Here is a 20,977-nt window from a genome sequence, read left to right on the forward strand (position 1 = left end):
GCTTACACCAGCGGGTCGCTCAAACCGGTCAGGGTGAAGATTTCAAAGCCCGTTTCCGTCACGGCCAGCGAGTGCTCGAACTGCGCCGACAGCGAACGGTCTTTCGTCACCGTCGTCCATTTATCCGGCAAGACCTTGACCTGGTAGCTGCCCACGTTGAGCATCGGCTCGATGGTAAAGATCATGCCCGGTTCGAGCACGATGCCAGTGCCGGCGCGGCCATAGTGCAGCACTTGCGGCGTGTCGTGGAAGACCTGACCCACGCCATGGCCGCAGAAGTCGCGTACGGAGGAAAAGCCCTGCGCCTTGGCCACCGCTTCGATGGCGGCGCCCACGTCGCCCAGGGTGGCGCCCGGACGCACGGTGTGGATGCCGGCCATCATCGCTTCATACGCCGTGTTGACGAGGCGGTTGGCGAGGATGGAGACGGCGCCCACCTTAAAGGTGCGGCTGGTGTCGCCAAACCAGCCCTGGAACTTCGGCGTCACGTCGATGTTCAGGATGTCGCCCACTTTCAGGATCTTGGTCTCGGACGGGATGCCGTGCGTGACCACGTGATTGACGGAGATGCAGCTGGCATGCTTGTAGCCGTGGTAGTCGATGGTGCCGGGGATGGCGCCGGCGGCGCGCATGAATTCTTCGCACAGGGCGTCGAGCTTGGCCGTCGAGACGCCCGGTTTCACGAAAGGCGTGATGTAGTCGAGCGTGTCGGCGGCGATGCGGCCAGCCGCGCGCATGCCGATGAAACCTTCTTCATCGTGCAGGGGGATTTTCTTGCCGTGTTCAAGCTGGGTGGAATAGCGCATGGTTTTCTTCTTTGTTAGTGTGATGTGGTGTGTAAGGCCCAGCCCCGCACGGCGTCGTGCGAAGCGCGCAGCATGGCGTCGACACTGGCCGGTATCGGCCGCTCCTGGGTCAGGTAAGGCTTGACGACGGCCACGGGCGCGTCGATCAGCACGAACTTGAGCAGCATGTGGTCCAGGTCCAGCTCCGTGGTGACGGGCATGGCTTCGGCACAGCGCACAAAGCAGGCGTCGAGCGCCGCCTGTTCCTCTTCGACGGCGGCCAGCAATTCCTCGCTGAGGCCACTGCTGAAATCGGGGCTGTCCGCGCATTGCAGCAGGAAGCGCGCATACACGGGCTTGCGCCGGCACCAGTCCAGCAAGCCGTGCACGCCGGCCCAGGTATCGCCGCCGAGCCAGCGGCTGGCCACTTCCTCGCGGAAGTCGCTCTTCACGCGCAGCCAGGCGCGCGCCAGGATGGCGTTGCGCGAATCGAAGCGGTGATACACGGAGCCGATGGGCGCACCGGCCTTGACGGCGATGGCGGCCATCGAGACGGCGCCCACGCCGCACTGGGCGGCGACGGCGATCGCGCTGTCGATGAAGTTGTTTTCGTTGAATTTTGCGAGTCTGACCATTCAAATAGAATACAGATTCTATTTGAATTCGTCAAGCGGTCCGAGATGCACCGACAAGAGTTGCCCCGCTGCCTTACAATGATATGCACGAACCGCTACAAGGAGAATCCGCTTGCTTACGCCCCCTTTCATCGCCTCCTCCCGCTTCGACGATCCACGCCTGGCGTTGGAACAAGTGCAAGCCATTTACCGCAGCAGCATCGAACACTTGCGCGATGCGCTGCAGCGCTTTGTCGCCGGCGAAGACATGCACGAACGTGTGCGCGCCTGCTACCCCTTCGTGCGCATCCAGACGGACACCGTGGCGCGCGCCGACTCGCCGCTGGCTTACGGCTTTGTCGCCGGTCCCGGCGTGTTTGAAACCACCCTGACGCGCCCCGACCTGTTCGGCGACTATTACCTCGACCAGTTCACCCTGCTGCTGAAAAACCATAACAGTGGCCAGAAGGTGCACCTGGAAGTGGGCGTGAGCGCCCAGCCGATCCCCGTGCATTTCTCGTTCGCCGAACATGACCATATCGAAGGCAATATGGATGCGGGCCGCCGCCTGGCCATGCGCGACCTGTTCGACCTGCCCGACCTGTCGGCCATGGACGACGGCATCGCCAACGGCACGCACGAACCGGCGCATGGCGAAGCGCAGCCGCTGGCCCTGTTCACGGGCCCGCGCGTCGATTACTCGCTGCAGCGCCTGCGCCACTACAGCGGCACCTCGCCGCAGCATTTCCAGAACTTCGTCCTGTTCACCAACTACCAGTTCTACATCGACGAATTCATTCGCCTGGGCCACGCCATGATGGACCGCGCGCCCGATGCGGCCGCACCCTCGGACGACGACGGCTACATCGCCTTTGTCGAACCGGGCAACGTGGTCACGCGCCGGGTCGGCCAGACGGTCGAAAGCGAAGATGCGCTGGGCGCCGCACCGCCGCGCCTGCCGCAGATGCCCGCCTACCACCTGCTGCGCGCGGATGGCAGCGGCATCACCATGGTCAATATCGGCGTCGGTCCCGCCAACGCGAAAACCATCACCGACCATATCGCCGTGCTGCGCCCGCACGCCTGGCTGATGCTGGGCCATTGCGCCGGCTTGCGCACCACGCAAAGCCTGGGCGACTACGTGCTGGCGCATGCGTATGTGCGCGAAGACCACGTGCTCGACGAAGACTTGCCGCTGTGGGTGCCGATCCCTCCGCTGGCCGAAATCCAGCAGGCGCTGCAAACGGCGGTGGCGGAAATTACCCAGCTGACGGGGCATGACTTGAAACACATCATGCGCACGGGAACCGTGGCCAGCACGGACAACCGCAACTGGGAACTGCTGCCGCAACGCACGCCGGAGCGCCGTTTCAGCCAGAGCCGCGCCATCGCGCTGGACATGGAAAGCGCGACGATCGCCGCCAACGGCTTCCGCTTCCGCGTCCCGTACGGCACCCTGCTGTGCGTCAGCGACAAGCCGCTGCACGGCGAAATCAAGCTGCCCGGCATGGCCAACCACTTCTACCGCGAACGGGTCGACCAGCACCTGCGCATCGGCATCCGCGCCGTGGAACTGCTGCGCCGCCAGGGCGTGGACCGGCTGCACAGCCGCAAATTGCGCAGCTTTGCCGAGGTGGCATTTCAGTAAGCCATCAACGCAACGACACCGGGCGGATCAACCGATCCGCCCGGTACTAAAAAAGGACATCCATGCATTTTGTTCGATGGTGCGCGCTGCCGCGCCACTTTTCCTGTCGGCGCCCGCGCTGTCAGCAATGCTAGTCACACCCAGGCAGGTCACCATGCATCCGATCATCGAGCGCGCCAAAGAGGGCTTTGACGTATGCGGCATCAAGCTGACCGCGACGGTGATGGTCGGGGAAAATCTGGAAAGACACGAGTTCTTGTTGCTCACTTCAGCGTCGACATTGCGGGGCAGTGTCAAGGCGGGAAGGAACAGCCTGCCAATCAGCCAGCTCGATGTGCGGCCGATACAACACCAGCCGAAACTGCCGGGCCCCACGGGATTCTGGCTGGCAGCAGCAGACCAGGGCAAGGCCATGCGCACGCAGGCAACACGGCCAGATGATCCCGGCTACCTGACCGGCGCCGTGCCCCTGCCTGCCGCCATCGACCAGCTGGAGCACTTCGTCGCCGGTAAAAAAATGCAGTTCGGCATCGAATATGCGGCCGACCAGCCCCAGTACGCCATCAGTTTTTCGGACAAGCTGCCGCTGCCTGCACGCACCGATTTATTGGCATGCTTGCAAGGGCAACTTGAGACGATGCGCGAAAAACACAAAGATATGCTGCAACAATAAAAAACGGCGCCGTGAAGGCGCCGTTTTTTATTGTTGCATCGCTTACAGGAAGCGGTCGAGTATCTTCCGCGTCGTCTTGTCGATATTGAACATATCGCGGATCAAGAAATGAATGCCGTGGTTGTCGGCGATCAGCAGTGACGTGGCGCCGATGCGGCGGATGTCTTCCTCGCCTTTCAGCACGAATTGCGTCTCGCCCCGGTCCGTGTCCACATGCCAGGTGCACGGCGTGGCAAAGCTGGAGACGCTTTTCACGCGCGCGATTTCCGGCATGAATTCGCGCCCTTCCAGCTCTTCCTGCAGCAGGCTGCGCGCCGGCTCCGCCAGGGCGTCGAGGCGGTCGATCCACGCCACTTCCTTGCCATTGCCCAGCACCAGAGAAATGCCTTCGTCGGGCGACTGGATGGGGAAGGCGCGCACGGGCGCCACGCCTTCAAAGACCTGGCCGTCCGCGTCCGTCATCACCAGCTTGCCGAAGGTGTCGCGGCTTAATGTAAAAGTTGTACTGGCCATGCTTATTCCTTGTCATCCAGGGCGAGTTCGTTGTTGCGCGCCTGTGCTTCGTAGAGGCGGAAATAGGCGCCCTCTTTCGCCATCAGTTCATCGTGACTGCCCACTTCGACGACTTGGCCGCGGTCCAGCACCACCAGGCGGTCGGCCCGGTGCAAGGTCGACAGCCTGTGCGCGATGGCGATCGTCGTGCGGCCTTGCACCAGGTTGTCCAGCGCCTTCTGGATTTCTTTTTCCGTTTCCGAGTCGACCGACGATGTCGCTTCATCCATGATCAGGATGCGTGGGTCGATCAGCAAAGCGCGGGCAATCGAGATGCGCTGGCGTTCACCGCCGGACAGGCCCTGGCCACGCTCGCCCACCATCGAATCGTAGCCTTGCGGCAGGCGCAGGATGAATTCGTGCGCATGCGCGGCGCGCGCGGCGGCGATAATCTCCTGGCGTGTCGCGTGCGGCTTGCCGTAAGCGATATTTTCCGCGATGGTGCCGAAGAACAGGAACGGTTCCTGCAGCACCAGGCCAATATTGCGGCGATAGTCGGACACGGCGAACGAGCGGATGTCGACGCCGTCGAGCAAAATCGCGCCTTCCGACACGTCATAGAAACGGCAGATCAGGTTGACCAGGGTGCTCTTGCCCGAACCGCTGTGGCCCACCAGGCCGATCATCTCGCCCGCCTTGATGTTCAGCGTGATGCCGCGGTTGACGGCCCGGTTGCCGTAGCGGAAACCGACTTCGCGCAAATCGATCCTGCCTTCGATTTTGTCCAGTTTGACGGGTTGCGCCGGTTCCGGCACGCTCGACACGTGGTCGAGGATATCGAAGATGCGCTTGGCGGCGGAAGCCGATTTCTGCGTCACGGAGACGATGCGGCTCATCGAGTCGAGGCGGCCATAGAAACGCGTGCTGTAGGCGATGAAGGCGGTCAGCACGCCGACGGTGATTTCGCCGCGCGACAGTTGCCAGATGCCGAAGCACCAGATGACCAGCAAACCCATCTCCGTCAGGAAGGAAACAGTAGGCGAGAACAGCGACCAGACCTTGTTCAACTTGTCGTTGACGGCCAGGTTGTGCGCGTTGGCGTCGCGGAAGCGGGCCGCTTCGCGTTTTTCCTGCGCAAACGCCTTCACCACGCGGATGCCGGGTATCGTATCGGCCAGCACGTTGGTCACTTCGCTCCACACGCGGTCGATCTTTTCAAAGCCCGTGCGCAAACGGTCGCGCACCAGGTGGATCATCCAGGCGATGAAGGGCAGCGGCGCCAGGGTCATGATGGCCAGCCATGGGTTCATCGACCACAGGATCACGCCCGTCATGATGATCATCAGCACGTCGGAAGCGAAATCGAGCAAATGCAGCGACAGGAAGACGCAGATGCGGTCGCTGCCGCTGCCGATGCGCGCCATCAGGTCGCCCGTGCGCTTGCCGCCAAAGAATTCCAGCGACAGTTTCATCAGGTGTTCATACGTGGCCGAGCGCAAATCGGCGCCCATGCGTTCGGACACCAGGGCCAGCACATAGGTCTTGCCCCAGCCCAGCAGCCAGGCCAGCAAGGCCGAGCCGAGCAAGCCGCTCATGTAGTACACCACCAGCCACGGATCGATATGCTTGCCGTTCTGATACGGAATCAGCACATTGTCCATCAGCGGCGCCGTCAGGTAGGGCGGAATCATGTGCGCGGCCGTACTCAGCAGCATCAGCATGAAGCCCAGCGCCAGCTGGCCGCGGTAGGGATGGGCAAAGCGCCACAGGCGGAACAGGGTCCAGGTCGATGGCGGCGTGTACAGGACCTTGGCGCAGATCGGGCATTCTTCCTGCTCGGGCTCCAGCGGTGCCTTGCAGCTGGGACACACTTCCTGCTCTGCTTCCAGCACGGGCTGGCCCGTCAGGTGGCTGTCGAGGCGCTCGACGAACTGCTCCAGCACGCGGATGGCGTGCAGGTTCTGTCCCAGGGTGAAGCGCCACGAGGCCAGGCGACCATGGTCGTCGAACAGTTCCAGGTGGCCGACACCGGCGTGGTCATGGTGCGTCAGGCGCAGTCCAGGGCGGAAAGACCAGCTTTTCCAGACGGTATCGCCCGGCGAACGGGCCAGCAAACGCTTCTCGGTGACAACAATTATGCCTTTTGTGAAACGTAATCGCGCATCGAGGTCAACCTCAACGCTACTTAAAACGTTCTCCCCTGGAGAAAGGTTGCTCTCCACTTCCGCCAGCCAGTGTTCCGGCAGCGAAGTGAGGGGAATAGTTGTTGCAGGAACACTCAGTTCAGTTGTCATCGTAAAGCATACTCCGGCTCGAGGCCAAGCCCTTCAGGGCGGGATTTGGGGGATGGGGCAGACGCCCGATCAATGTTTGTGTACTGCGCGATGGCGAGGTAGATGCACCAGTGGCAATTTCCTGTATTGTATCGAATGGATGCCTGCCGGTAAGGAATGATGGCAAAACGGCGCAAAAAAATGAGCGGCCATCGTGCGGAGACAAGTATACAACAGCCCACTGTTGCACAAATGCTCCAGCTTGGCCCGGAGTCGGTATCTTTATAACAAGTATGGCAACAATTAGTAACAATTAGAATGACAACACCAGCAGAATACGAGAAGCAAACGCGACAAGAGACCGCTAAAAGTGGCACACTGCGCATACCCGGGATAAAGAACCAAGCACGAGCCTGAAAAGACTCTGTAGAGCCAACATAAAGTATCTGGCGCCCAGACGCCTGGCTTGTTATCAAGAAACCACTTACATGATCAAGAAGAAGAACATCGAATTTTCCCGCGTCACCCACTTGCGCGGCCCCAACATCTGGACTTATCGCCCGGTGATTGAAGCCTGGGTCGACATCGGCGAACTGGAAGATTACCCATCCAATACCCTGCGCGGACTGTACGAGCGCCTGGTGGCGTGGCTGCCCGGCATGATCGAGCACCGCTGCGGCGTGGGCGAACGGGGCGGCTTTTTCGAGCGCCTGCGCGAAGGCACCTGGTCGGCCCACATCCTCGAGCACGTGGTGCTGGAACTGCAAAACCTGGCAGGCATGCGCACGGGCTTCGGCCAAACGCGCTCGACCAGCCAGCGCGGCGTCTACAAGATGGCCTTCCGCACGCGTGAAGAGCACGTGGGCCGCGCCGCCCTGGCCGCCGCGCGCGAACTGCTGATGGCCGCCATCAACGATGAAGCCTACGATCTGGAAGCGGCCCTGGCGCCCCTGCGCGACATGGTCGATTCGCGCTGCCTGGGCCCGAGCACGGCCAGCATCGTCGATGCGGCCACCGAGCGCCGCATCCCTTCGCTGCGCCTGAATGACGGCAACCTGGTGCAGCTGGGCCACGGCGCCGCGCAGCGCCGCATCTGGACGGCCGAAACGGACCGCACCAGCGCGATTGCCGAAGGCATCGCCAGCGACAAGGACCTGACCAAATTCCTGCTCAAATCGTGCGGCGTGCGCGTCCCTGAGGGCAGCCTGGTGCGCAGCGCCGAAGCGGCCTGGGAAGAAGCACAGGACATCGGCGTGCCCGTCGTCGTCAAACCGTATGATGGCAACCATGGCCGCGGCGTATCGCTGAACCTGATGACGGAAGCCGACGTGAAAGCGGCCTACGAACTGGCCGCGCGCAAGGGCGACAGCTCGGCCGTGCTGGTGGAGAGCTTCATCACGGGCGACGAACACCGCTTGCTCGTGGTCGGCAACAAGCTGATCGCGGCCGCCAAGGGCGAATCGTTGTGGGTCGACGGCGACGGCGTCTCCACCGTGCTGGAACTGGTGAACGCGCAGATCAATACCGACCCGCGCCGCGGCGAAGGCGAGGACTTCCCGCTGGGTACCGTCAAGCCGCATGAATCGGGCGAAATCGTGCTGGAACTGCAGCGCCAGGGCATGACCGCCCTGTCCGTGCCGCAGGCCGGCCAGAAAGTGCTGATCCAGCCGAACGGCAATGTGGCGATCGACGTCACGGACGACGTGCATCCGTCTGTCGTGCATGCGGCCCTGCTGGCCGCCAGAGTCGTCGGCCTGGATATCGCCGGCATCGACCTGGTCACCACCGACATCACGCGTCCGCTGGAAGAGCAGCGTGGCGCCATCATCGAAGTCAATGCCAGCCCCGGCCTGCTGGCGCACATCAAGCCAGGCGTGGGCCAGCCCCGCCCTGTCGGCGCGGCCATCGTCGACCACCTGTTCGCGCCCGAGGAAACGGGCCGCATTCCGTTGATCGGCGTGACGGGCACGCGCGGCGCCAGCCTGATCGTGCGCATGCTGTGCAAACTGCTCAACCTGTCGGGCCTGCATACGGGCGCCGTCTGCAGCGAAGGCATGTACCTGGACCAGCGCCGCGTCGTCAGCAACGATTGCGTGAACTGGGACGCGGGCCAGCGCCTGCTGCTCAACCGCACCGTGCAGACGGCCCTGTTCGAGAGCAATCCGCGCATGATCCTGGCCGAAGGCCTGGCCTACGACAAGTGCCAGATCGGCATCGTCACCGACATGGGCAGCCTCGATAGCGTCAAGGATTTCGACGTGCTGGACGAAGCCGGCCTGTACAAGGCTGTGCGCAGCCAGGTCGACGTGGTGGTGCCGACGGGCGTGGCCGTGCTGAACGCCGCCAACGCGCACGTGCTGGAACTGGCCGAGCTGTGCGACGGCAGCGTGACCCTGTATGCGCAGGATGGCAGCCTGGCCGCCATCGCGGCGCAACTGGCCGCCGGCCAGCGCGCCGTGTTCGTGCGCGGCAACCATATCGTGCTGGCCGAAGGCGGCATCGAAACGGTGTTGCTGTGCCTGGACCTGCTGAAACCGGCCACGGCCGGCAATGTCGACAGCGTGCTGGCAGTCGCCGCCGCCGCCTGGGCCCTGAACCTGCCCGTCGATCTGATTTGCGCCGGACTGCGCACCTTCGACGCTGCCCCTGGCTGCATCGGCAACTAAGACTCGAGCCCGGCTTCGGCCGGGCCCACAAGAACACAACAGGATTACGGTTTAATTATGGAAGTATCTCGCGTACGGGCCTTGCGTGGCCCTAACCTCTGGAGCCACGACACCGCCGTGGAAGCCATTGTTTCCTGCACCACGCAGGAACTCGACATCGCCCAGTTGCCCGGCTTCGAAGCCCGCCTGCGCGCGCGCTTTCCGCAACTGAGCCCTCTGCAACCGCTGGGCAACTACAACGCCGCGCCAATGGCGCAGGTGCTGGAACTGGCGGCGCTGGGCCTGCAGGCGCAAGCCGGCTGCCCCGTCACCTTCAGCCGCACCACATCGACCCTGGAAACGGGTATCTTCCAGGTCGTCGTCGAATACTCGGAAGAAGCCGTCGGCCGCCTGGCCCTGGAACTGGCGCAGCAGCTATGCCGCGCCGCGCTCGACGATGCGCCGTTCGACCTGGCCGGCGCCCTGCACCAGTTGCAGGAACTCGATGAAGACGTGCGCCTGGGCCCTTCGACGGGCGCCATCGTCAACGCCGCCGTGGCCCGCAACATCCCGTTCCGCCGCCTGACCGAAGGCAGCCTGGTGACGTTCGGCTGGGGCAGCAAGCAGCGCAAGATCCAGGCCGCCGAAATGGACGGCACCAGCGCCATTGCCGAAGCCATCGCGCAAGACAAGGAACTGACCAAGAAGCTGCTGGACTCGGCCGGCGTGCCGGTGCCACGAGGCCGTGTCGCCATCGACGCGGATGACGCCTGGGCCGCCGCCTGCGAGATCGGCCTGCCCGTCGTCGTCAAGCCGAAAGATGGCAACCAGGGCAAGGGCGTCACCGTCAATGTCACCACGCGCGAACAGCTGACGGCCGGCTTCCTCGCGGCGCAGGAATTCCGCGACGACATTCTCGTCGAGCGCTATCTGCCGGGCCACGATTTCCGTTTGCTCGTCATCGGCAACAAGATGGTGGCAGCGGCCCGCCGCGACCCGCCGCAAGTGGTGGGCGACGGCCAGCACACGGTGCGCGAACTGGTCGACCAGGTCAACCTGGACCCGCGCCGCGGCAGCGGCCACGCCACCTCGCTGACGAAAATCCGCTTCGACGACATCGCCCTGGCCAGCCTGGCCAAGCAAGGCTATGTGGCCGAATCCGTGCCGCCCGTGGGCCAGCGCGTGATTTTGCGCAATAACGCCAATCTGTCGACTGGCGGCTCGGCCACCGACGTCACCGTCGATGTGCACCCGGAAGTGGCGGCGCGCGCCGTCGCGGCCGCGCACATGGTGGGCCTGGACATCTGCGGCGTGGACGTCGTTTCCGAGAGCATCTTGAAACCGCTGGAAGAACAGAACGCCGGCATCGTCGAAGTGAACGCCGCACCGGGCCTGCGCATGCACCTGGCGCCGTCGTTCGGCAAGCCGCGTCCCGTGGGCGAAGCCATCATCGCCGCCATGTTCGCCGAGGGCGACGATGGCCGCATTCCCGTCGTCGCCGTTACGGGCACCAACGGCAAGACCACCACCGTGCGCCTGATCGCCCACCTGCTGACGACCTCCGGACTGCGCACGGGCATGACGAATACCGATGGCGTGTACATCGAAGGGCGCCAGATCGACAGCGGCGACTGCAGCGGCCCGCGCAGCGCGCGCAACGTGCTGCTGCACCCTGACGTGGACGCGGCCGTGTTCGAAACGGCGCGCGGCGGCATGCTGCGCGAAGGCCTGGCTTTCGACCGCTGCCAGGTCGCCGTGGTGACCAACATCGGCGCGGGCGACCACCTGGGACTGAACTACATCACCACCGTGGAAGACCTGGCGGTATTGAAACGCGTGATCGTGCAGAACGTGGCTGACAGCGGCGTGGCCGTCCTGAACGCCACCGACCCTGCCGTGGCGCGCATGGCAAAGAATTGCAGCGGCACGGTGACCTTCTTCGCCGCCGACAAGACGCATCCCGTGATGGCCACGCACCGCGCGCAGGGCAACCGCGTGGTGTACGTGGAAGACGGCAAGCTGGTCGCCGCACAGGGCAAGGAACGCCATGAAATCGCCCTGTCGCAAGTGCCGATCACGCGCAACGGCGCCATCGGCTTCCAGGTCGACAACGTCATGGCATCGCTGGCCGCCGCCTGGGCCGTGGGCCTGGACTGGAAAACCATCGCGCTGGGCCTGAAAACCTTTGCCAATGAAGCCGACAATGCGCCGGGCCGCTTCAATGTGTTTGACTACAAGGGCGCCACCTTGATCGCCGACTACGGCCACAATCCGGACGCCATCCTGGCGCTGGTGCAGGCCGTGGAAAGCATGCCGGCCAAGCGCCGTTCGGTGGTCATCAGCGGCGCCGGCGACCGCCGCGACGAAGACATTCGCCAGCAGACGGAAATCCTCGGCGCCGCCTTCGACGACGTGCTGCTGTACCAGGACCAGTGCCAGCGCGGCCGCGCCGACGGCGAAGTGGTGGCACTGCTGCGCCAAGGCTTGAACGGCGCCAAGCGCACCAGCCATATCGATGAAATCAACGGCGAATTCGTCGCCATCGACAAGGCCCTGGCGCGCTTGAACGAAGGCGATCTGTGCCTGATCCTGATCGACCAGGTGGAAGAAGCGCTGGCACACATCGCCAAGCGCGTCGCCGAAGCGTAAGCGCAGCCTGACGGCATACAAGGGCGGCCTGCGGGCCGCCTTTTTTATGGGCGCGCGCCGCCTCCCTCCGCGCACCGGCATGGTGCAAAAGTCCCCTTGCAAGCTTGTAAATTCAGGCATGAAAATTGCTCATAAGAAAACATAAAATGGGCTGACGAGAAGGTGGGGCACGCATGGTGGGCAGAATCTCGCGCATGATCGGGAAATTGACGGTGGGGCGCAAACTGGCGCTGATCTATTTGCTCGATCTGTCCGCCGTCATCTTCATTTCCGGCATCCTCATCAACGAAAAATACATCGCCATCGATTTCTCGCGCAAGGAAATGGCGGGCAATGACTACATCGCCGCGGTCCGCGATGCGCTGCTGCCCCTGACGCGCAGCACGGCGCAACCGGGCGCGCAAGCGGCAGCCGTGGAGCAGGCCGAACGCAGCTTCGGCGCGGGCATGCGCAGCGCCGAACTGAATGCGCAATTTGCCACCCTGCTGCGCCAGGCAGCTAGTACTCCGGCTGCGCCGGACGACAGCATCGCGCCCTCGCCCGCCTTCGTCGCCGGGCGCGCACTGCTCACGCGCGTGGGCAACCAATCCAACCTGATCCTCGACCCTGACCTGGACAGCTATTACACGATGTCGCTGGTGATCCTGCGCTTTCCGGAACTGCTGGAAGTGATCAACAGCACGCGCGCCCTGGCCCTGCAACTGGCCACGGCCGAAGGCGCGCAGCGCCAGCGCCTGCAGACCCAGTTCCTGATTCTGGAAGGGCGCATGGACGCCACCATGGGCGGCATCGGCAGCGACTATACGGAAGCGTTCGCGGCCAGCACGCCGCTGCTGCGCCAACACCTGGACGGCTCGCGCGCGGCCCTGCAGCAAGCCGTGGCGCAGTTACGCGCCAGTACCCAGGCGCTGGCCAGCGCGCCTTCCCATGCGGCCGTCAGGGCCGCCCTGGCAAAGCATGATGCGGCGGCCGTCGCAGCCCTGCAGCGTGCCTGGCGCGAGGCGGAGAACGAATTGCACCGCTTGATCCAGCTGCGCGTGGACGGCTTTTTTATGCGCATGTGGCTGCACCTGGGCACGGCCGTGCTGCTGCTGGTGATGATACTGGGCCTGGTGTTTTTCGTCGCGCGCCAGATCGCCCTGCCCATCCGCCGCCTGGCGCGCGTGGCGCAGGAGGTGCGCGAAACGGGCGACCATAGCCTGCGCGCCGTCTGGGACAGCGAGGACGAAACGGGGCGCCTGGTCAGCGCCTTCAATACCATGCTGCAGCAGCTCGACTTCCAGCGCATGGCGCAGCAGGAACTGGTGGCGCGCGCCAGCGCGGCCGATGCGCAGCGCCAGCTGGTCGACGCCATTCCCATCCCGCTGATGGTCACCTCGATCCCGCATCACCAGGTGCTGCACGCGAATCAGGCCGCGCACGCGTGGCAGGGCGGCCTGGAACTGGATCCGTGGGTGGACGGCATGCGTCCGCAGGCCCGTTCGCGCTTCTTCCAGCGCTTGAGCGACCTGGGCGCCGTCGATGAATTCGAGGTGTGCTGGAGCGGCGGCGGCACGCCCACCTGGGCCTTGATTTCCGCGCGCCTGATCGACTATCAGGGCCAGCGCGCCGTGCTGTCGACCTTCACGCCGATCAACAAGATGAAGTTGATGGAGTCGCGCCTGGAACTGTGGGCCAAGGTATTCGAGGCATCGGCCGAAAGCCTAATCGTGATGGACGCCGGCATGCGCATCATCACCGTCAACCAGGCCTTCCGCCGCCATTCGCTGTACGACATGGTGGAGCTGATCGGCAAGCGCCCGGCCTTTTTGCTCGCGCCCGACAACAGTCCCGAGCAGCTCGACAGCCTGCGCCGGACCCTGGCGCGGCGCGGCTACTGGCAGGGCGAGATCCGCGTGCAGCGCAAGTCGATGGAAAGCTATCCGGCCTGGCTGGTGATGAACGCCGTGCGCGACCTCGATGGCGTCACTACGCATTTCATCGCCAGCTCGCTCGACATCAGCGAACGCAAGGCCAGCGAGCGGCAGATCGAGCACATGGCCCACCACGACGCGCTGACGGGGCTGGCGAACCGCCACGTGTCAAAACTGCGCCTGGCGGCAGCCATCACGCAAGCTCGCCGCAGCGGCGAAAAAGTGGCCGTGCTGTTCGTCGACCTGGACCGCTTCAAGCATGTCAACGACGCGCTGGGCCACCACGTGGGCGACGCGCTGCTGCAATCGGTGTCGGCGCGCCTGCTGCAGCTGGTGCGCGAAGGCGATACCGTCAGCCGCCTGGGCGGCGATGAATTCGTTGTCATCCTCAATAGCATCGGCGATACAGCATCCATCGGCGCCCTGCTCGACACGCGGCTGATACCGGCCATGCGCCAGCCGCACCTGGTGGAAGGCAGCGAGCTGTATGTCTCGTGCAGCGTGGGCGTGGCCATCTACCCGGACCACGGCGACGACATGGATACCCTGATGCGCCACGCCGATGCGGCCATGTACCAGGCCAAGAGTGGCGGGCGCGATCACGCGCGCATGTTCACGCCGCAGATGCAGGAGCAGCAGTTGCAGCAGTTGCACCTGGAAAGCGATCTGCGCCACGCCATCGAACGGCAGGAGCTGGTGCTGCATTACCAGCCGCGCATCGATGCGAAGAGCAAGCGCCTGAATGGCGTGGAAAGCCTGATCCGCTGGCAGCACCCGCAGCACGGCCTGATCGCGCCCGACAGTTTCATACCCGCCGCCGAGGAATCGGGCCTGATCGTCTCCATCGGCGCGTGGGTCATCCGCGAAGCGTGCCGCCAACAGGTGGTCTGGCGCGAGGCGGGCGCAGGCGACATCGCCGTGTCGATCAACCTGTCGGCCATCCAGTTGAAAAGCGGCGGCCTGGTGGCGACCTTGCGCGAAGTGCTGCGCGAGTTTCCCGTCACGCCAGGACAGATCGAATTCGAACTGACCGAGTCTATCCTGATGGACAACGTGGACGATACCATCGCCACCCTGCACGCCATCAAGGAACTGGGTTTTGCGCTGTCGATCGACGATTTCGGCACCGGCTATTCGAGCCTGAACTACCTGTGCCGCTTCCCGCTCGACAAGCTGAAAATCGACATGAGCTTCGTGCAGGACATCCACGGTTCGCCGCAAAACCTGGCGGTGACGAAAGCCATCATCGGCCTTGGCCACACCCTGGGCTTGACGGTCACCGCCGAGGGCGTGGAAAGCGCGGCCGATGCCGACGTGCTGCGCCACGCCGGCTGCGATGAATTGCAAGGCTACTATTTTGCCCGCCCCATGCCGCAGGCGCACTTCATGGCCTGGCTGGCGCAAAGCGCCACGCCCTGCGCCGCCTGACACCTCCTGTGGAGCGCCTGCAACGCGTGCGCGCCGGATTCGACAACGCGCGGTGCGCCGCCAGGGCGCATGAACTCAGCAGGGATACCGGAATTGGTATTGACATCGCAAAAGAAGTCATTTGTGGGGAAAAGTCATTCCAACCTACCATGTTTCTGAGCAAGTTCCAGCTCTGGCGGCGACTGCCGCAGCGTTCTCAACATAACTAAAATACAGGTGGAGACAAGATGAAGCAATTGATGGCAACGGGCACCCGCACGCCCAGGCAAAACACACGATTGACCTTGAAGGCCACGGTGGCCGCCCTGGCCGGCGCCGGCCTGCTGAGCAGCGCTTCCGTCTGGGCGCAACAGGCGCCTGCCGTGGACACGCCGGCGGCGGAGGCGGTAGAAGCGGTAGAAACGGTAGCGACAGCACCGGCGGCATCAGCCGACAATGCCGGCATCGCCGTGGTGGCCGTCACGGGCGTGCGCAGGGCAGCACAAAGCGCACAGACGATCAAGAAAAACAACGACCAGGTGGTCGACTCCATCGTCGCCGATGAAATCGGCAAATTCCCCGACAAGAACGTGGCCGAGATCCTCGGCCGCGTAACGGGCGTGCAGATCCGCCGCGAAGGCGGCGAGGCGGGTTCCGTCATCATCCGCGGCTTGCCCGGCGTGGTGACCCTGCTCAATGGCCGCGAGATGTTTACGTCCGTGGGCCGCAGCCTGTACCTGGCCGACATTCCGACGGCCATGCTGCAGCGCGTGGACGTGTACAAATCGCAGGGCGCCGACATGGTCGAAGGCGGCACGGCCGGCGTGGTCGACGTGCGCACCAACCGTCCGTTCGACTTCAAGGGTTTTACGGCATCGGGCAACGTGCGTGCCGAGCACCGCGACAAGTCCGGCTCGACGGACCCGAACGTCAGCGGCATGATCTCGAACCGCTGGAAGACGCAGTACGGCGAATTCGGCGCCCTGCTCGGCCTGTCCTACCAGCGCAGCAAATACTATGACGAGACGATCTGGAACGCCGAACCCGTCAAGCGCCCGGAGGCGGGCAATATCACGGGTCCCGATTCCGTCGGCATGATCCCGACCGTGGGCGACCGCAAGCGCTATGCGGCGAACGCCGCCTTCCAGTGGCGCCCGAACTCGCAGGTGGAAGTGTATGCGGAAGGCATGTCGACCCTGATCAAGCACGCGTTCGACAGCCAGTTCTTCGTCGGTTCGCTGCCGTGGGGCCAGAACCCGGACATCACACTGATCCCCGGCACCAATCAGGCAGCCACGGTGGGCAAGATCGACGGCCCATGGTCGCCATTCACGCTCGGTTCGACCCAAGCGCGGCGCGACCGCTCGATCGGCTCGCAGGGCGCCATCGGCGCGCGCTGGGATATCACGCCGCAGCTGCGCGCCACGACGGAACTGGCGCGCACGGTCAGCAATTTCGAGCGCGAATTTCCCATCCTCGACTTCCTCGCCCATCCGACCAGCATCATCGGCAGCACGAACGTGAACGGCGGCGCGCAGATCAGCTACCCCGGCTACAACATGACGGATCCGAAGAACTACACCCTGCTCGGCTTCTACGATAACCACAGCCACGACGAAGGCAGTTCAACCGACTGGCGTGGCGACGTCACCTACGACATGGACAGCACGGGCTTCTTCCGCGAATTCTCGGGCGGCGTGCGCCTGGCCAAGCGCAAGGCCGAATCAATCCGCGAAAAGAACGTGCAAGGCGGGCTGACGTCGATCATGACTGCCGATGCCCTGCCCGGCCTGGCCTGCACCTCGCACAAAAACACGGGCAACTTCGGCCTGCAAAGCTGGCTCACGCCGTGCCGCGATTTCATGCTCAACAACACGGACACGCTGCGCCAGCTGTTTACGGGCAGCAGCGAGCGCAGCCCGGACGATCCAATGACTCACTTCAAGGATGTGGAAAAAACCAATGCCATCTACGGTAAGGCGCGCATCGGCTTTGACCTGGCGCAAGTGCCAGTCGACGGTACCTTGGGCGTGCGCGTGGTGCAGACCAAGCAGGACTTGCAAGGCAATTCCTCGCAAAACGGCATCGTCACGCCGGTGCGCGTGAAGACTTCGGATACGGACGTGCTGCCCAGCCTGACCCTGAAAGCCATGTTGCGCCAGGACTTGATCGCCCGCCTGACGGCCGGCAAGGCCGTGCAGCGCCCGAACTTCGCCGACTTCAATCCCGGCGTGACCCTGGGTCAAAGCCTGGAGATGGTGCGCCCGACAGGCAGCGGCGGCAATCCCGACCTGAAACCCGTGGAAGGCAAGAACCTCGATGCGGCGCTGGAATGGTATTTCGCGCAGACGGGTTCCGTCACGGCCACCGTGTTCCGCCACAACTTCAAGAATTACATCCTGTCCGGTTCAGCCAAGGAAACGTATGGCGGCATCGAGTACGACATCACGCGCCCGCGCAACACCTCGAAGGGCCATCTGCAAGGCGTGGAAATGGCCTACCAGCAGTTCTACGACAAGCTGCCCGGCTGGATGAGCAGCCTGGGCCTGCAGGCGAACGCCACCTACATGACGGGCGAGCTGGAAGAACTGAATGGCGGCGTGCATCCGTTCACGGGCATGTCGAAGTGGTCGGCCAATATCGTCGGCCTGTACGAACAGGGACCGTGGTCGGCGCGCCTGGCCTACAGCTGGCGCGACAAGTACGTCGACGACTACAACTACCGTGGCAAGGGCATCCACCTGACCGTGGCACCCACCAAGACCCTGGACGCGTCGGTCTCGTACAAGCTCAACCCGAACACCACGGTGACTTTGGACGCCAACAACCTGCTCGACTCGACCTACCGCGACTACCACGACACGCCGGACTATGTGCGCGATGTGCGGCGCTATGACAAGGTTGTCGGTATCTCAGTCCGCTGGAGCTACTAACCAGTCCCCCACCCTTTCTTCCTTGCGAGGGTTTCAGCGCCAGCCGGCAACGGTTGGCGTTTTTTTTGCACTGAGGAATCTATCCGACAGTGGAGTGATCTGGCGCAAAGTGGCGCCGCCGGGGCGCTTTTATGCTGGCAGCTTGACTAGCGAACCCGGCGGGGACAGCATGCGCGAGGCACGGCAAGTCGACAGACAATTATTTCAACCCGACATCCCGGTGCGGCTCGACATGCGCACGGCGGCGCTGGTGGAACATGCGCTGGCCTTGCAGGAAATGGCCGGTACGGGCGCCGCCGCCCTGTTTTTGCACTGCCACGACGTGCCGCTGCCCACCGCCTTGCGCGTGCTGACAACGGGACCGCGCCGCAAACCGACCGGGCCGCATCTGTTTTCCCGCCTGCGTCCACGCACGGCCGCGCTGGCGCGAGGCGCGCCGCTACCGGCGCGCTGACGAATCCTGTACCATCGCCGCAACCTATTAACTGAGGCACGGCGATGCAGGCAGCGACACCCCACGACTCCTATGCGGCACTGATGGACCTGATCAAGGCGCGCCATGCAGACCTGAGCCCGCAATTCCAGGCCGGCGCGCGCTACCTGGTCGACCACCCGGACGAGGTGGCAGTGTCCTCGATGCGCAGCATCGCCACGCGCGCGCAGGTGCAGTCGGCCGCCCTGGTGCGCCTGGCGCAACAGCTGGGCTTTGCCGGCTGGCCGGAACTCAAAGCCATCTTTGTCGAACGCCTGCGCGCCGGACCGGCCGGCTACGCGGCGAAGGCGGGCGCGCTGGCCGGCAAGGACGGAGACCTGGTCACCGAAGTGTTCACGGTGCAGCAGCGCAACCTGGCCGCCACGGAAGGCGCCAACCACGCCGCCCTGGAGGCAGCTGCCAGCCTGCTGCAGGCGGCGCCCCGCGTGCATGTGGCCGGCTTTCGCGCCGCCCACCCCATCGCCTACACCCTGCATTATCTGTACCGGCTGCTGCGCCCCAGCGTGCAGCTGCTGAGCGGCCAGGGCGGTACCCTGGAAATGGACTTGCGCGCCCTGCAGGCGGGCGAAGCCGTCGTCGTCGTCAGCTTCGCGCCGTATTCGAACGAAGCGCTGCTGGTGGCGCAGACGGCGCGCCAGGCCGGCTGCCAGGTGGTCGCCATCAGCGACAGCGCCATGTCGCCGCTGGCCCTGCAGGCTGACGCCAGCATCGTCATCGCCGTCGACAGCCCCTCGTTCTTCCCCTCCATCGTGGCCGGCGTGGCCGCCGTGGAAAGCCTGGTGGAATTGCTGGTGGCGCGCGCGGGGCCGGACGCCGTGCAAGCCATCGGCGCGGCGGAAAAGCAATTGCGGGCGCTGGGTGCCTACGCAGAAACATCAAATGATGCAAAATAAAAACAAATACATCAAACGTTGCAATAGCGTGCACCGCATCCTATAATCGGCCATCCCCCCCTTGCCGATAAGAAAGCGATGCCATGAGCCATGTCTTCCACCGCAGCCTGAGTACCAGCTATCCCGTCGCCGCCGGTGGCGATGGCCCATACCTGATCGATGCGGGTGGCAAGCGCTACCTGGATGCCTGCGGCGGCGCGGCCGTCTCCTGCCTCGGCCATTCGGATGCCGCCGTGATCGCCGCCGTGCAGCAGCAGATTGCCACGATGGCGTACGCGCACAGCTCCTTCTTCAGCAGCGAACCGATGGAACAACTGGCCGATTTCCTCGTCGCCAGGGCGCCAAGCGGCATCGACAGCGTGTATTTCGTCTCGGGCGGCTCGGAAGCGGTGGAAAGCGCGCTCAAGCTGGCGCGCCAGTATTTCGTCGAACGGGGCCAGCCGCAGCGCCGCCACGTCATCGCGCGCCGCCAGAGCTACCACGGCAACACCCTGGGCGCGCTGGCCACGGGCGGCAACGCCTGGCGCCGCCAGCAGTTCGAGCCGCTGCTGATAGACGTCACCCATGTTTCCCCGTGTTACGCCTGGCGCGAGCAGCAGGCGCATGAAACGGATGGCGACTACGTGGCGCGCCTGGGCCAGGAACTGGAAGACAATATCGCCGCACTGGGCGCGGACAAGGTCATGGCCTTCATCGCCGAACCCATCGTCGGCGCCACGGCCGGCGCCCTGCCCGCCGTCACCGGCTACTTCCAGCGCATGCGCGAGATCTGCCAGCGCCACGGCATCCTCTTGATCCTCGACGAAGTCATGTGCGGCATGGGACGCACGGGCAGCCTGTTCGCCTGCGAGCAGGAAGGCATCACGGCCGACCTGATCTGCATCGCGAAGGGCCTGGGCGCCGGCTACCAGCCCATCGGCGCCGTCATGGTATCCAAAGACATCCGCGACACCCTCCGCGCCGGTACAGGCTTCTTCCAGCACGGCCACACGTATATTGGCCACGCCACGGCCTGCGCCGCCGCCCTGGCCGTGCAGCGGCAGATCGAGGAACGCGATTTGCTGGCCAATGTGCGCGACATGGGCGGCTTGCTGCAGGAGCGGCTGCATGCGCGTTTCGACAGCCATCCGCACGTGGGCGACATCCGCGGCCGCGGCCTGTTCCTGGGCCTGGAACTGGTGCAGGACCGCGCCAGCAAGCAGCCGTTCGACCCGGCCCGCCGCCTGCATGCGCGCATCAAGGCGCAAGCCATGCAAAACGGACTGATGTGCTATCCCATGGGCGGCACCATCGACGGCCTGCACGGCGACCACATCCTGCTGGCACCGCCCTACATCATCGACGCCAGCCACGTCGATGAGCTCGTCGACAAGCTGGGCACGGCCATCGATGCCTGCGTGATGTAGCCACGCATGCCTGCGGCAGAATCGCGCTAAGGACTCTGCCAGTAACTTTTGTTCACTCCTTGCCAATATTAATTGACTTATTCTAAACAATCGTTTTAAATCAGGAAGTTACTCATAATCAATCATCTTAAGCATTCAAACATCGCATTGCCC

The 20,977-nt window shown here is 64.1% G+C and carries 13 protein-coding genes; 9 read left to right on the forward strand and 4 right to left on the reverse strand.

The window, feature by feature from the left end; translation table 11 throughout:
• Positions 1-2 precede the first annotated feature (2 nt).
• Both map and ACQ4WY_RS07710 read right to left on the reverse strand, forming a co-directional pair.
• Entirely contained in the window at positions 3-806 is an 804-nt protein-coding gene (map, locus tag ACQ4WY_RS07705; RefSeq protein ID WP_436503501.1) for a type I methionyl aminopeptidase, read from the reverse strand.
• A 14-nt stretch (positions 807-820) separates the two neighbouring features.
• Positions 821-1,420, reverse strand: coding sequence for a TetR/AcrR family transcriptional regulator (locus ACQ4WY_RS07710; RefSeq protein ID WP_436503502.1), 600 nt, complete (start codon positions 1,418-1,420; stop codon positions 821-823).
• A 112-nt stretch (positions 1,421-1,532) separates the two neighbouring features.
• Here ACQ4WY_RS07710 and ACQ4WY_RS07715 point away from each other — a divergent pair, with 112 nt between their 5' ends.
• Both ACQ4WY_RS07715 and ACQ4WY_RS07720 read left to right on the forward strand, forming a co-directional pair.
• The gene (locus ACQ4WY_RS07715) at positions 1,533-3,047 is read left to right on the forward strand and encodes an AMP nucleosidase (RefSeq protein WP_353660494.1); all 1,515 of its coding nucleotides are present in this window, start codon (positions 1,533-1,535) and stop codon (positions 3,045-3,047) included.
• A gap of 154 nt (positions 3,048-3,201) precedes the next feature.
• Entirely contained in the window at positions 3,202-3,720 is a 519-nt protein-coding gene (locus tag ACQ4WY_RS07720; RefSeq protein ID WP_436503503.1) for a hypothetical protein, read from the forward strand.
• Positions 3,721-3,762: 42 nt separating this feature from the next.
• Here the strand turns inward: ACQ4WY_RS07720 and ACQ4WY_RS07725 are convergent, their stop codons facing one another.
• A complete protein-coding gene (locus ACQ4WY_RS07725) occupies positions 3,763-4,233 on the reverse strand; it encodes a cyanophycin metabolism-associated DUF1854 family protein (RefSeq protein WP_353660492.1) in 471 nt (156 codons plus the stop codon).
• A gap of 2 nt (positions 4,234-4,235) precedes the next feature.
• The gene (locus tag ACQ4WY_RS07730) at positions 4,236-6,506 is read right to left on the reverse strand and encodes a cyanophycin metabolism-associated ABC transporter (protein ID WP_353660491.1); all 2,271 of its coding nucleotides are present in this window, start codon (positions 6,504-6,506) and stop codon (positions 4,236-4,238) included.
• Between the two features lie 467 nt (positions 6,507-6,973).
• On the opposite strand from ACQ4WY_RS07730, the gene ACQ4WY_RS07735 reads away from it, so the two are divergent.
• The 7 genes from ACQ4WY_RS07735 (at position 6,974) to ACQ4WY_RS07765 (ending at position 20,824) form a co-directional block, all read left to right on the forward strand.
• Positions 6,974-9,151 carry a cyanophycin synthetase gene (locus ACQ4WY_RS07735; RefSeq protein WP_436503504.1) on the forward strand — a complete coding sequence of 726 codons (2,178 nt, stop codon included), beginning with the start codon at positions 6,974-6,976 and terminating at the stop codon, positions 9,149-9,151.
• A 57-nt stretch (positions 9,152-9,208) separates the two neighbouring features.
• The gene (cphA, locus tag ACQ4WY_RS07740; protein WP_436503505.1) at positions 9,209-11,779 is read left to right on the forward strand and encodes a cyanophycin synthetase; all 2,571 of its coding nucleotides are present in this window, start codon (positions 9,209-9,211) and stop codon (positions 11,777-11,779) included.
• Between the two features lie 194 nt (positions 11,780-11,973).
• Positions 11,974-15,120, forward strand: a complete 3,147-nt coding sequence (locus tag ACQ4WY_RS07745) for an EAL domain-containing protein (RefSeq protein WP_436503506.1) — start codon at positions 11,974-11,976, stop codon at positions 15,118-15,120.
• A gap of 227 nt (positions 15,121-15,347) precedes the next feature.
• A complete protein-coding gene (locus ACQ4WY_RS07750; protein WP_436503507.1) occupies positions 15,348-18,032 on the forward strand; it encodes a TonB-dependent receptor in 2,685 nt (894 codons plus the stop codon).
• A gap of 142 nt (positions 18,033-18,174) precedes the next feature.
• Positions 18,175-18,486: a hypothetical protein gene (locus tag ACQ4WY_RS07755; RefSeq protein WP_353660486.1), complete on the forward strand. Its 312-nt coding sequence runs from the start codon at positions 18,175-18,177 to the stop codon at positions 18,484-18,486.
• Positions 18,487-18,530: 44 nt separating this feature from the next.
• Positions 18,531-19,418, forward strand: a complete 888-nt coding sequence (locus ACQ4WY_RS07760; RefSeq protein ID WP_353660485.1) for a MurR/RpiR family transcriptional regulator — start codon at positions 18,531-18,533, stop codon at positions 19,416-19,418.
• 83 nt (positions 19,419-19,501) lie between these two features.
• Positions 19,502-20,824 carry an aspartate aminotransferase family protein gene (locus ACQ4WY_RS07765; protein ID WP_436503508.1) on the forward strand — a complete coding sequence of 441 codons (1,323 nt, stop codon included), beginning with the start codon at positions 19,502-19,504 and terminating at the stop codon, positions 20,822-20,824.
• Positions 20,825-20,977 lie beyond the last annotated feature (153 nt).

Source organism: Janthinobacterium salmonicoloratum (genome assembly GCF_051380845.1).
Classification (GTDB): Bacteria; Pseudomonadota; Gammaproteobacteria; order Burkholderiales; family Burkholderiaceae_D; genus Janthinobacterium; species Janthinobacterium lividum_F.

Excerpts from the sequence above, each read along its gene's own strand:
- map (WP_436503501.1), bottom strand. The coding sequence starts at position 806 with ATGCGCTATTCCACCCAGCTTGAACACGGCAAGAAAATCCCCCTGCAC.
- ACQ4WY_RS07710 (WP_436503502.1), bottom strand. The coding sequence starts at position 1,420 with ATGGTCAGACTCGCAAAATTCAACGAAAACAACTTCATCGACAGCGCG.
- ACQ4WY_RS07720 (WP_436503503.1), top strand. The coding sequence starts at position 3,202 with ATGCATCCGATCATCGAGCGCGCCAAAGAGGGCTTTGACGTATGCGGC.
- ACQ4WY_RS07725 (WP_353660492.1), bottom strand. The coding sequence starts at position 4,233 with ATGGCCAGTACAACTTTTACATTAAGCCGCGACACCTTCGGCAAGCTG.
- ACQ4WY_RS07730 (WP_353660491.1), bottom strand. The coding sequence starts at position 6,506 with ATGACAACTGAACTGAGTGTTCCTGCAACAACTATTCCCCTCACTTCG.
- ACQ4WY_RS07735 (WP_436503504.1), top strand. The coding sequence starts at position 6,974 with ATGATCAAGAAGAAGAACATCGAATTTTCCCGCGTCACCCACTTGCGC.
- cphA (WP_436503505.1), top strand. The coding sequence starts at position 9,209 with ATGGAAGTATCTCGCGTACGGGCCTTGCGTGGCCCTAACCTCTGGAGC.
- ACQ4WY_RS07745 (WP_436503506.1), top strand. The coding sequence starts at position 11,974 with ATGATCGGGAAATTGACGGTGGGGCGCAAACTGGCGCTGATCTATTTG.
- ACQ4WY_RS07750 (WP_436503507.1), top strand. The coding sequence starts at position 15,348 with ATGAAGCAATTGATGGCAACGGGCACCCGCACGCCCAGGCAAAACACA.
- ACQ4WY_RS07760 (WP_353660485.1), top strand. The coding sequence starts at position 18,531 with ATGCAGGCAGCGACACCCCACGACTCCTATGCGGCACTGATGGACCTG.
- ACQ4WY_RS07765 (WP_436503508.1), top strand. The coding sequence starts at position 19,502 with ATGAGCCATGTCTTCCACCGCAGCCTGAGTACCAGCTATCCCGTCGCC.